The sequence below is a fragment of the Pseudofrankia sp. EUN1h genome (genome assembly GCF_001854645.1).
Lineage (GTDB): Bacteria > Actinomycetota > Actinomycetes > Frankiales > Frankiaceae > Pseudofrankia > Pseudofrankia saprophytica.
The window spans coordinates 71,250-83,467 of record NZ_MBLN01000066.1 but is presented as its reverse complement, the minus strand read 5'-3'; the positions used below and the strand labels follow the sequence as shown (position 1 = coordinate 83,467).

Annotated in this window: 10 protein-coding genes; 4 read left to right on the top strand and 6 right to left on the bottom strand. The window is 72.0% G+C overall.

The genetic code is table 11. The features are described from left to right. Positions 1–245 precede the first annotated feature (245 nt). From BCD49_RS25830 to BCD49_RS25805, 6 genes are all read right to left on the bottom strand, one after another. Positions 246–695: a group II truncated hemoglobin gene (locus tag BCD49_RS25830; protein ID WP_007506707.1), complete on the bottom strand. Its 450-nt coding sequence runs from the start codon at positions 693–695 to the stop codon at positions 246–248. A 147-nt stretch (positions 696–842) separates the two neighbouring features. Beyond that, complete coding sequence (locus tag BCD49_RS25825) at positions 843–1,415, bottom strand: DUF5698 domain-containing protein (protein WP_007506708.1); 573 nt, start codon at positions 1,413–1,415, stop codon at positions 843–845. Beyond that, the gene (locus BCD49_RS25820; protein WP_007506709.1) at positions 1,412–1,801 is read right to left on the bottom strand and encodes a hypothetical protein; all 390 of its coding nucleotides are present in this window, start codon (positions 1,799–1,801) and stop codon (positions 1,412–1,414) included. The genes BCD49_RS25825 and BCD49_RS25820 overlap by 4 nt, the downstream gene beginning before the upstream one ends. A gap of 544 nt (positions 1,802–2,345) precedes the next feature. Then, positions 2,346–3,026: a class I SAM-dependent methyltransferase gene (locus tag BCD49_RS25815; RefSeq protein WP_027141359.1), complete on the bottom strand. Its 681-nt coding sequence runs from the start codon at positions 3,024–3,026 to the stop codon at positions 2,346–2,348. A gap of 184 nt (positions 3,027–3,210) precedes the next feature. Continuing rightward, complete coding sequence (locus BCD49_RS25810; protein WP_071042001.1) at positions 3,211–5,367, bottom strand: acyl-CoA dehydrogenase; 2,157 nt, start codon at positions 5,365–5,367, stop codon at positions 3,211–3,213. A gap of 189 nt (positions 5,368–5,556) precedes the next feature. Continuing rightward, a complete protein-coding gene (locus tag BCD49_RS25805) occupies positions 5,557–6,582 on the bottom strand; it encodes an MBL fold metallo-hydrolase (RefSeq protein ID WP_071042000.1) in 1,026 nt (341 codons plus the stop codon). A 382-nt stretch (positions 6,583–6,964) separates the two neighbouring features. On the opposite strand from BCD49_RS25805, the gene BCD49_RS25800 reads away from it, so the two are divergent. From BCD49_RS25800 to hpnH, 4 genes are all read left to right on the top strand, one after another. Continuing rightward, positions 6,965–7,726, top strand: a complete 762-nt coding sequence (locus BCD49_RS25800; protein ID WP_007506714.1) for a crotonase/enoyl-CoA hydratase family protein — start codon at positions 6,965–6,967, stop codon at positions 7,724–7,726. Continuing rightward, positions 7,723–8,661, top strand: coding sequence for an acyl-CoA thioesterase domain-containing protein (locus BCD49_RS25795; RefSeq protein WP_007506715.1), 939 nt, complete (start codon positions 7,723–7,725; stop codon positions 8,659–8,661). The genes BCD49_RS25800 and BCD49_RS25795 overlap by 4 nt, the downstream gene beginning before the upstream one ends. Positions 8,662–8,961: 300 nt before the next feature. Then, complete coding sequence (locus BCD49_RS25790) at positions 8,962–10,728, top strand: proline--tRNA ligase (RefSeq protein ID WP_007506716.1); 1,767 nt, start codon at positions 8,962–8,964, stop codon at positions 10,726–10,728. Positions 10,729–11,096: 368 nt separating this feature from the next. Next, positions 11,097–12,215, top strand: a complete 1,119-nt coding sequence (gene hpnH, locus BCD49_RS25785; RefSeq protein ID WP_007506717.1) for an adenosyl-hopene transferase HpnH — start codon at positions 11,097–11,099, stop codon at positions 12,213–12,215. The last annotated feature ends 3 nt before the right edge of the window (positions 12,216–12,218 follow it).

The following is a 12,218-nucleotide window of genomic DNA, read 5'->3' as shown; positions in this document are numbered from 1 at the left end:
AATACCAGACAGGGGCAGCCGGAAACCAGTTCGCCGACATACCCTGCGCAGACTCCCAGCGATTCTCGTCGACGAACCGGCGGGATGTCAGCCCTGCCCTCGGAACATACATTCCAAGAACCAGGAGACCGGTCCACCGCCCGACCGAACACCGGCAGCGGCACCCGCGGCGACGACACCATCGCCCTGGATCAGGACGGTCCGCATCGGTCGATCGCGTCGTGCCGGGGGTTGGCGGCGCGAGGTCAGTGGACGAGGCCCTGGTGTCCCCATCGCGGGGTGGGGCCGGGGTCGCCCAGGTCGGTCCCGACGGGGTTCTGTGAGACGTCCTGGGCGATGGCGGTACCCCAGTCGAAGTACTCCATGAGCGTCGCGGCCAGCTCCGGCCGGCCGGGTAGCACCTCGTGGATCGCGTCGGCCATCAGTTTCAGCCAGCGCTGCCGGTGTTCGTCGGTGATCCCGAGCCCGAGGTGGCTGCGCAGCAGGGCCTGGTGGCCGCCGAGGCGGGCCGAGAAATCCGTTGGCCCGTCGAACACCTCCGCCAGCCAGACGGCCACGTGCTCAAGGTGGGTGGGGGTGAAGTGCGCGAACACGGGTGCGAGCAGCTCGTCCGCGAGCACTCGGTCGTAGAACGCCGCGGACAGGCGCCGCAGGCCGTCGAGGCCGCCCACGTCGTCGTAGAGCGAGGAACTCACGATGATCTCCCGAGGTTGGGACGGTGCGGCACCCAGGCCTCCACCATCCCAGACCTCGGTTTCACCAGGCCGGCCTCCGACATGCTTGTGCCGAGGGCGAACGTCCAGCTCCTGGTTCCGGGACGGGTCCGCGGTTGGGTCGTGGACCTAGTGCTGACCGACGGTGACAGCGGTCAGGCGCCGGCGAGGTGTCACCTGGCGGCCGGGCCGCCCGCTCAGGCGTGGCTGCCCGAGGCCGGGGCCGGGCTGGACGTTCTCGGTGGTCCAGAACGCCTGCGGGGCCAGTTCGGTGACGTCGGCGAGCAGCGCGACGCGGGCGCGGGGGTCGACGACGATCTGCAGGAGGTGCACGACGCCGTTCTCGGAGCGGCCTTCGTAGGAGGTCACCGGCCAGCCCCGGGCGCGTAGCTGACTGTCCAGTTCAGGCTGTCGGGTGAGGACGTTGACGCCGACGGCCTCGGCGGTGAACCGATTTCCGACGGTCACCCCGATGAGGACCCCGCCGCCGACCCCGAGGGCGTAGGCGGCCACGGTGAGCGGGTCCTGGACGTAGGCGACGACCTGCGCGATGGCGGTGATCTGCAGGATGGCGCCGATGATGCCCAGCACGGTCGGGAGACCCTTGGCACCACGGCCGGTCAGAATCACCCGCCATTGCCACAGCCCGACCTCGGTGATCACCAGGACCATGATGACCAGCGGCCGCAGGGAGCCGGTCATGGCCGGGAGTCCCGCCGCTGGGTCCGGGCCTCGCCGCCGACGCCCGTCATCGACGGGGGCTCTGGTCGCCGCGGTGGCCGGAGTGGCCGGATCATGAGATGAGTGGCGGGGCTGATCAGGTCGGGTGACCGGGTGGTCGAGCTGGCTGGCCTGGGGACTGGTACTGCCTGCGGCAGGGGCACACCCGGCCGGGGCCGCTGTGTCTGGCCGGCCGGCCCCGGGTCGCCGTCTCGGCGCAGGAAGCCGGTCAGTACCGCGAGCCACGCGCGTCGGGGCCGCGGGCCGCGCGCATCCCGGGCCAGTTGGTGGCGCGCGGCCCGCCGGTGTTCCTCGGCGGCGTGCTCACGGGCGAGCTGGAAGGCGAGGTCGGTGTGGAGGGGAAACATGATGGTCCTTCGTTGATGTCGTTCGGGCGGCCCGCGATCGCGCACAGCCTGTGCCGGGTGAACCGGTCCCGTGAGCTGGGCGTATTCCTGACCAGGTCCGCGACAAGCGTCCGTCGACCGCCTGTCGGCCAACCAGTCGCATTCCTGTACCTGGTGGTGTCGGTCGCCGGTCAGGTCCGGTCGGCGACCATGCCGATCATCTGGGCCATAAGGCAGTGGGGCCGCCACGTGCGCCTTGACGATCCGGAGGACGACGATTGCGACGGGCTGTCGCTTGTCAGGCGCATGCACCAGCACGCGGTAGCGGATCGGCTTCATCCGTGGCGGACCTGGTGCACATCGTTTGACCGGCGTCGAAGCCGCCGGGGGCTGACTCGACATCGAACGGCCCACATCGAACGGCCCACGATGACGGTCTGCGATGACGGTCTGCGCGCGGGAACCACGCGAGGACGTACACCTGCGGGTGACGGCGAGCGGCCGCCAGATGCACCTGTGGCTATTTCGGCCGGGCGCCGTTCCGCGCCCGTGCCAGGGAGGGGGCTCAGCGCAGCCGGCGTGCGCGCAGTACCAGGTCGTCGGTGTGGTGCGCGCCGGCGCCGCCCTCGGGTGCGATGCGCGGCCGCTGCTCGTTGCGCTCGACAATCCAGTCGTCGTCGAGGAGCGCGGCGATCATGGCCGGCCAGACATAGTCGGCCGGGTCGAAGCCGTCGTCGCGCGCCTGGTGGCTGTCCATTCCCGCGTGGTGCACGAGCAGCAGCACGCCGCCGGGCGCGACCGCGGCGAGCAGCGCGCGCTCGGCCGCGGCGTCGGGAGTGCGCAGCAGCGCCGGATACTGCGCCGAGACGAGATCGAACGATCCCGGCACGAGCCCCGCCCCCGCCAGCTCGGCATGCACCCAACGCACGGCGACACCGGCGTCGGCCGCATGCCCGGCCGCGCGCTTCAAGGCGACCCCCGACACGTCGAGCGCGGTCACATCCCAGCCATGGCTCGCGAGCCAGACCGCGTCCGCCCCCTCGCCACAGCCGACGTCGAGCACCCGCCCTGGAGTGAGCCCGGCGACCTCGGCCACCAGCGCGCCGTTGGGCTGGCCGCTCCACAGCCGCTCCCTGTCGGCGTACCGCTCGTCCCAGTGTGCCGCCACCCCGGGATCTCCCGCGTATCCATCAGCAGACGCAAGGGCGTCAGACGCGGGCGATCCCGCCTCGATCTCGTCGGTCACCCGCCCATCGTTGCCCATCGCACCCCGGCCTCACCAACCTGGTTGCCACTTCGGCAAGACGCCGCCCAACCTCGCGCGCGTCCCACGCGACGATGCGCGGCGCGGGGCCCGGCGGCCGAACAGACCATGGCCAACCACGCTCCGGCCACGGAGTAAGTTCTCGGGTCGTTTCAGGGACGGGTCATTACTTCAGCAGCGGGTCGCGGGGAAGGCCGAGGATGCGCTCGGCGATCTGGTTGCGGGTGATCTCGGATGTGCCGCCGGCGATGGTCATGGCGCGCCAGCCCAGGGCACCTCGGCCCGCCGCGGCGCCCGGGCCGTCGAGGAACGCCGCGCCGGGGCCGGCGAAGGCGAGGTTCAGCGCGGCCGCGGACCCGGTGTGCTCCGCGAGCGCCAGCTTGGTGACGTTGCCCTCGGGGCCGGGCTCGCCACCGGCGACCGCCCGCACGGCGCCGCGCAGGTTGAGCTGGCGCAGCGCCAGGCCCTCGGCGACGTGCCGGCCGACCCGCTCGGCGGCCGCTGGGAACGCGTCGGGCCTGGCCCTGTAGAGCTCGACGACGTCGGCGGACGCCGGAGCGCCGATCCCGCCGCCGATGCTGACGCGCTCGTTGCCCAGGGTCGCGCGGGCGACCTTCCAGCCCTGGTTCGGCTCGCCGACGACGTCCGCGTCGGGGACGAACACGTCGGTGAGGAAGACCTCGTTGAAGTGGCTGTCCCCGGTGGTCTGGCGCAGCGGGCGGACCTCGACGCCGGGATGCTTCATATCAATGATCATCATCGTGACGCCGGCGTGCTTGCGGGCGTCCGGGTCGGTGCGGACGGTCGCGAGGCCGCGCCGGCAGTACTGGGCGAGGCTGGTCCAGACCTTCTGACCGTTGATGACCCAGCCCCCGTCGACCTTCTCCGCCCGGGTCCGGATGCCGGCCGCGTCGGAGCCGGCGGCCGGCTCGCTGAACAGCTGGCACCAGATCTCCTCCCGGGTGAGCGCCTTGCGCACATACCGGTCGATCTGGTCCTGGGTGCCGTGCTGGACGAGGGTGAGGATGTTCCAGCTGGTGATCCCGTAGTTCGGGCGCTGGACGCCCGCGGCGGCGAACTCCTGGTCGATGACGAGCTGCAGGCCGCCCGAGGCCGCGAGACCCCAGGGCCTCGGCCAGTGCGGCTGGATGTAGCCGGTGTCGATGAGCCGCTCGAGCTGCTCCTTCTCCGGGAGGGCGGCCACCTCCTGGGCAAAGGCGCGGACGCCTTCGCGCGCGGCCTCGACCTCGGCCGGCAGGTCCAGCGTCGACGCGCGGCTCACCCCGGCGGCGGCCAGCGCGGCGACGTCGGCGGCCGCCGACTCGGGGCCGAGCACCGCCGCGAGCGTCGTCGCGCGGCRCAGCAGCAGGTGGGCGTCGTGCTCCCAGGTGTAGCCGATGCCACCGTGTACCTGGATGTTCAACGAGGCGTCGCCGGCGAACGCCGTCAGGGCAAGCGCGGCGGCGCTCGCGGCGGCGAGCTCGAGCTCGTCGGCGCCCGCGCCGTCGACGGCGGCCCTGGCCGCGTCCCAGACGGCGGCCGTCGCCAGCTCCGCGGCGACGAACATGTTCGCCAGATGGTGCTTGATCGCCTGGAACGCGCCAATCGGGCGGCCGAACTGCTCGCGGACCTTCGCGTAGGCGGTGGCCACCTCGACCGTCTCCAGTGCGCCGCCGACCGCCTCGGCCGCGAAGATCACTCTGGTGAGGGCGGTGGCAGCGCGGCGGGCACCGGGCAGGACGCCGGCCACCTCGACACCGTCGAGCCACAGCCGGGCCGAGCGGCGCGCCGGGTCGAGCGCCGCCGGCACCTCCACCGTCAGCCCGTCCGCGCCGGCCGGAACGAGGACGACGTCGTCGCCAGTCGCCAGCACGAACAAGGTGGCGAGCGCGCCGCCGAGAACCACTCCCCCGGACCCGGACAGCCTGCCGTCGGCGAGCGTCAGGTCGCCGAGCAGTCCGACGGCCCCGACCGTCTCGCCGGCCGCCAGCCCCGGCAGCAGGCGGGCCCGCTGCTCCGCGTCCCCGGCCGCCGCGATGACCGCGCCGGCGGCGACGGTCGGCACGAACGGCCCCGGCGCGGCGGCGCGGCCCAGCTCCTCGACGACGACCACCAGCTCCGGCAGCCCGGCCCCGCCGCCGTGCTCCTCCGGAAGGTGCAGGCCCAGCAGGCCGAGGTCCGCGAACTCCTTCCAGAAGGTCGGCAGCGGCTCCTCGTCAGCTTCGAGTAACGCGCGGTTCGCGGCCCGTGCGTCGTTGGACGTCAGGAACGCCCGCGCCGTCCGGGCAAGCTCCCGATGCTCCTCGCTGATGGCGATCGCCATGACGTGGCCCTCCGAGTTCTCTTCCCGCGGCGACTCCGACGGGACGTGACCCGTCAGACGCTATGGCGGTTAGAACATCGTTTCACCTGAAGGGCCAGCCGGCCACCCGGCCGCCGAACCGGGCCGGGCCGAGCCGAACCGGGCCGGGCCGGGAAGCCGGCGGCCGCCAAGGCGGCCACCGATCAGCCGTCAGCCGGCGGTGAGCTCCCAGGTCGGGGGGTCGCCGTCGAGCTCGCGGACGACGCCTCGGTGCTCCAGGGCACGCAGGTGCGCGAAGCCCTCGGCGAGCGCGGCGCGCTTCATGAAACCCTCGACGTCGTGCCAGGGGCGTGACCAGGTCATCCGCTGGCAGATCGCCCAGGCGGTGGTGGCGCCGTCGCGAATCGCGGTGATGATCTCGCCGAAGCGCTGGTCGTGATGCGCGCGCAGCTCGGCGAGGCGGGCGGGCAGATTCGCGATCCGGTACTCGTGCGCCGGCAGTGCCTCCTGGGCCGGGTAGGCGCCGACCTTGTCGAGCGAGGCCAGGTAGTCGCCGAGCGGGTCGTCACCCTCCACCGGCGAGAACGGGATGTTGGGCGTGATGCGCGGCAGCACGTGGTCGCCGGACAGCAGCAGCTGGTTCGCCGGCTCCCAGAAGCACAGGTGGCCGGGCGAGTGGCCGGGCGTCCAGATGGCCCGCAGGTCCCAGCCGGGGACGTCCGGGCGGTCGCCGTCCTCGATCAGGACGTCCGGCAGCGCGGGCGCGGGAAACGCGCCCGCCGGCGGCAGCGCCCGCGTCATCGTGGCGATCTCGTCCGCCGACACGCCCGCGCGCACCAGCAGCCTGGCCATGCCGGCGCGCAGCTCGGAGGTGTCTCCCGCGAACCGCTTGAGCATCTCGACGTCGGCCGGGTGCAACGCCACCCAGGCACCCGACTCGTCGCGGATCCGCTTGGCGAGGCCGTAGTGGTCGTGGTGCATGTGGGTCGCCATGACGCCACGGACATCACCGATGCGGTAGCCGGCGACGGCCAGTCCCGCGGACAGGGCGTCGAACGCCTCCTCGGTGTCCCAGCCGGCGTCGACGATGTACKCACCCGCGTCGGTCTCGAACAGGTAGACGAAGACATGGCGCAGGCCGACGGACGGCAACGGGACGGGGATGCTCCACAGCCCGGGCCGCAGCCGTTCCACGGGCGGCAGATCCACGCTCGGCGGCTGCGTCAGCGACGTCATGAGTAGGGCCCTCCTCCACGGCGCGGCTCCGCGCCCAGGCCCCGGCAGTCCACGGCCGCGCCCGGGTCCGACACGGGCCCGCCCCCGGCGGGTGCCACGGCATCGGCAGCCCCCGGCCGGTAGATCATCAGTCAGGAATATCTTCACCGTACTCTTGCGTAAACTCCGGATTCCAGAGAACCGGAATCCAGTCCTCCGCAATCACCGACGGTGGGCCGGACACGGATCGGTGACCCAGGGCACCGGTCGGTGACGCCGGGCAACCAGTTGCGGGCCGCGACGGCCGGCGTGTACGACGGAATGGCGTCCCTCCTGGTTCTCCCTCGTCTTCTCCGGTTCTCCCTGGTCCTTGCTCTCCCCCGCGCCTCGTAAGGAGGTAGTTGTGCCCGACGAGGTGCTGGTCGAGGCGGCCGACGGGGTCATGACGATCACCCTCAACCGGCCCGCGGCCAAGAACGCGATCACTCGGGCGCTGAGCGAGGGTGTGGATGCGGGGCTGCGCGCGTTCGAGGCGCGCGCTGACCTGACTGTGGCGATCCTCACCGGTGCCGGCGGCACCTTCTGCTCCGGCATGGACCTCAGGGCGTTCGTCCGCGGCGAGAACCCGATGCTGGACCATGGCCTCGCCGGCCTCACCCACCGGCCGCCGCGCAAGCCGGTCATCGCGGCCGTCGAGGGGTACGCGGTCGCGGGCGGGTTCGAGATCGTGCTCGCCTGCGACCTCATCGTCGCGGCCGACGACGCTCGGTTCGGTCTGCCGGAGCCGAAACGCGGCCTGGTCGCGGGTAGCGGCGGCCTCTACCGGCTGCCACGGCGGATCCCGTACCACGCCGCCATGGAACTCTCGCTCACCGGCGGCTTCCTTGCGGCGCCGGACGCGCATCGCTACGGCCTGGTCAACCGGCTCACCGAGCCTGGCGGGGCGTTGGCCGCAGCCAGGCGGCTCGCCGCCGAGATCGCCGCGAACGCGCCGCTGGCGGTCTGGTCCACCAAGCAGATCATCGTCGAGTCGGCGGACTGGACGGAGGAGGACTGGTCGGTGAAGCAGGCGCCGATCTTCGACCCGGTCGTGCGGTCGAAGGACGCGATCGAGGGCTCGCTCGCCTTCGCCGAGAAGCGCCCGCCCGTCTGGCGCGGCGAATGACGACGACCGAGCCGGCCGCGAGCCAGCCGCCGCCCCTCACCGAACAGCCGGCGCCCCCCAACGGCCAGCCGGCGCCCGCGGACCTCGGCGCGGACGAGGGACCCCCGTGGGCCTACTTCCGCCGCCTCGACGACGGCCGCTACCTGCCCGGCCTGTTCGCCAGCGGCGTCTGGGGGGCGAGGACCATCAGCGGCCGCATCCTCGGCGGCCTGATCGGGCACGTCCTGGAACAGGAGCAGGCCGAACCCGGCTACCGGCTCGCTCGGCTCACCGTCGACATGTTCCGATCGATCCCCTCCGCGCCGCTCGCGGCGACCACCTCGCTGGTCCGGGCAGGTGGGCGGATCCGGGTCGCCGATGTGCACGTCAGCCACGACGGCGTGCCCGTCACCCGCGCGACGGCGGTGTTCCTGCGCCCGTCGAGCAACCCGGCCGGCGAGATCTGGCACGCCGACCGGGGCGACTGGCCCGCGCCGGCGCTGGGCTCCCCCAACCCGCAGCTGCAGGCGGGCTCGCGCGCCGACGTCCGGCCGATGGTGCCCGGCACCACGCTCACCGCCGCGCTCGGCCCGACCGCGAACGTCCAGCGAGGCGGGGTGTGGATCCGCGAGCTGCGCGAGGTCGTCGAGGGCACGGAGCTGACGCCGCTGATACGGGCGGTGCTGGCCGGCGACATGACCAGCCCGACGACCCATCGTGGCACCGCCGGCATCCAGTACATCAACACCGACTTCACGCTGACGCTGGTCCGCGAGCCGGTGGGTGAGTTCTTCGGCGTCCTCGCCGAGGACCAGTACGCCGTCGATGGCGTCTCCTTCGGCCAGGCGACCGTCCACGACGCCGCCGGCCTGCTCGGCACCTGTGCCACGACCACGCTCGCGAACCCCGGCAAGGCCAACCCGGCGCGTCTCCCGGACAACCAGCGACCACGCTGACCCGCCGCCGCGCACCGCACCGCACCGCATGGCGCGCGGCATAAATCCGTGACGTCGTGGCGGCCGGGGGCGCTACCGTAGGCCTCGCTCCGGCTCTCGAACGGGCCGGCAGCGGAAGACCGGCCGTGGGCAGAGGAGAGATCCGGATGGGCTTCGTCGGGGCGACGCACCGACCGAGGTAGCCGAGCCATCCGTCGAGGGTGGCTCGGCCTCGATCGCCGTTGACGGCCATGAGCCGTCAGCCGACCGCCCCCAGACGACGCGGCCTCGCCGGCCGCCTCGACGTGACGGAGCCTTCCGATGCACGCGCCTTCCCGCGTCCATTTTCTTTCCCGTGTCCTCGTCCGGACGCTTCGCGACGACCCGGCCGAGGCCGAGACGACCAACCACCGGTTGCTGGTGCGCGGCGGATACATCCGCAAGACCACCGCCGGCGTGTACAGCTACCTGCCACTCGGGCTACGCGTCCTGCGCAAGATCGAAGACGTCGTGCGCGAGGAGATGACGGCTGCCGGGTGCCAGGAGCTGCTGATGCCGGCGCTGATGCCCCGCGAACTGTGGGAACGCACCGGCCGGTGGGACCGCTACGGCGACCTGATGTTCCGCGTGACGGATCGCAGGGGTAGCGAGCTCTGCCTGGGCCCGACGCACGAGGAGCTGGTCACCAGCCTGGTCGCGGGCGAGATCGAAAGCTACCGCGACCTGCCGCTGCGGGTCTTCCAGATCCAGACCAAGTACCGCGACGAGCTGCGGCCGCGCGCCGGTCTCCTGCGCTCCCGGGACTTCGTCATGAAGGACGCCTACAGCTTCCACGACGGTCAGGACTCGCTGCGCGAGACCTACCGGGCCATGTACCACGCCTACGAGCGGGTCTTCACGCGCTGTGGGTTGCGGTTCCGCGCCGTCCGGGCGCAGGCCGGCGAGATCGGCGGCGACGTGAACCACGAGTTCATGGCGCCCACCGAGGTCGGTGAGGACCTCGTCGTCCACTCGCCCGGGGGCACCTACGCCGCGAACCTGGAGGCGGCGACCTGCGCCCGGCCGGCGCCGGTCGAACCGGGTACCCGTCCACTGCGCCGCGCTCACACGCCGGGGGCACGCAGCGTCGACGAGGTGGCAGGGTTCCTCGAGATCCCGGCGAACCAGGTCCTGAAGTGCCTGCTCTACAAGATCCCGGCGGGCGAAGGGACAGAGGTCGTGGCCGTGCTGTGCCCGGGAGACCGCGAGGTCAACGAGCACAAGCTCGCGCGAGTGCTCGGCGCGGCGCCCGTCCTCCTGGACGCCGCGGACTTCGCCGGGTACCCGGCCCTGGTGCGCGGGCATGTCGGCCCGGTCGGGCTCGCTCCCCACGTCGGCAGGATCGTCGCGGACCATCACGTGGCGGCCGGCCGTGACTGGTGCGCCGGCGCGAACGAGCTCGACCACCATCTGACCGGCTGTAACCGGGGGCGCGACTTCGAGCCGGACGAGTGGGCCGACATCGTCGACGTCCGTGCCGGTGACCCGTCTCCGGATGGCGCCGGGCCCCTCGCGGTCGAGCGCGCCGTCGAGATCGGACACATCTTCCAGCTCGGCACCAGGTACACCGTGCCGCTGGAGGCGACGTTCCTGGACGCGGCGGGCAAGGACCTGCCGATGGTGATGGGCTGCTACGGGATCGGAATCAGCCGCCTCCTGTCGGTCGTGGTCGAGCAGCACCACGACGAGCACGGCGTCATCTGGCCGGCGCCCCTCGCGCCCTACGACGTCCAGGTGATCCCGCTGGGCCGCAAGGTCGACGCGGCCGTCGTCCGGGCCGTCACCGACGCGCTCGCGGAAGCCGGTCTCGACGTGCTCGTCGACGACCGCCCGGGCGGCTCCGCCGGCGTCCGGTTCGCCGACGCCGACCTCATCGGCTGCCCCTACCAGGTCATCGTCGGTCGCCGCGCGGCCGAGGGCATCGTCGAGCTCCGGACCCGCGACCGTTCGATCGTCACCGAGACCTCCGTCGACGACCTCGCCGCCGTCCTTGCCGCCGTCCTTGCCCGACTCCACGACGCCCGCCGAGCTCCGGTCTCCCGGGCGTAGGGCTCCCAGCGCCGGGACTTCCGTCACGGGTTCCGTCACGGGTTCCGTCACGGGTTCCGTCACGGGTTCCGTCACGGGTTCCGTCACGGGTTCCGTCACGGGTTCCGTCACGGGAAGCGCGCGTCCTGACCCACACCACGTCAGGACGCGCGCTTCCCGCTTCACCGGCATGGCGCCCGTCGTCCTTCTCACCAAATCGGCGCCATGGACGTATCGGTGGCTGGCGGGCGGAGGCGGTATTCGCGACATCCTTCTCACGACATCCTTACGCCCGGCGCCACGGAAACCCCTCGCCTAGGGTGACCAAACAAAGGACAATGCACGGCCGCCACGGCGGACGGCTGGTGAGAGCGGCGGGAAGGGCGTAGATGAGTATTCCCCGGCGTCAGGCGATCAAAATCGGCGCGTACATTCTCAAGCAGCGGCTCGCGGGTCGGACGAAGTTTCCGATCACGCTGGAGCTGGAACCGCTGTTCGCCTGTAACCTCGCCTGCGTGGGCTGCGGAAAGATCCAGCACCCCGCGGACATCCTGAAGCAGCGCATGCCGGTCGAGCAGGCGCTCGCGGCGGTGGACGAGTGCGGCGCGCCGGTGGTGTGCCTGGCGGGCGGCGAGCCGCTCATGCACCCGCAGGTCGAGGAGATCGTCGCCGGACTGGTGCAGCGGAAGAAGTTCATCTTCCTGTGCACCAACGCGCTGCTCCTGCCAAAGAAGATCGACAAGCTGCGGCCGTCGCCGTACCTGTCGCTCGCGGTGCACATCGACGGCCTCGAGGAGCGCCACGACGCGTCGGTGGCGAAGCAGGGTGTCTTCGCCCAGGCCGTGGACGCCATCAGGGACGCCCAGCGGCGCGGATTCCGGGTCACCACCAACACGACTTTCTTCAACACCGACACCCCGCAGACCGTGATGGAGGTGCTCGACTACCTCAACAACGACCTGAAGGTCGACGGGATGATGCTGTCGCCGGCCTACGCGTACGAGAAGGCGCCTGGCCAGGACAAGTTCATGGGCGTCGAGGAGACCCGGAATCTGTTCCGCGAGGCATTCGCCGGCGGCCGCCGCGACCGCTGGCGGATCAACCACTCGCCGCTGTACCTCGACTTCCTCGAGGGCAAGGTCGACTTTCCCTGCACCGCTTGGGGAATTCCGTCCTACTCGCTGCTCGGCTGGCAGAAGCCCTGCTATCTGATGGGCGACGGATACGCCAAGTCCTACCAGGAACTGCTGGAGACCACGGACTGGGAGGCGTACGGCCGGGGCCGCGACCCGCGCTGCGACAACTGCATGGCGCACTGCGGCTACGAGCCGACCGCGCTCTCCGCGACCATGGCGTCGCTACGCGAGTCGATCCGCGCCGCCAGCAGCTCCGCCGCCCCGGCCGTCCTGCCGTCCCTGCTCGGCGGCACCCGCAAGCGCGCGACCGTGGCCGTCCCCCGGCAGGCGTCGCCGGCAGCGGCCGACGCGCCCGAAAAGATCGGCGCCTAGCGC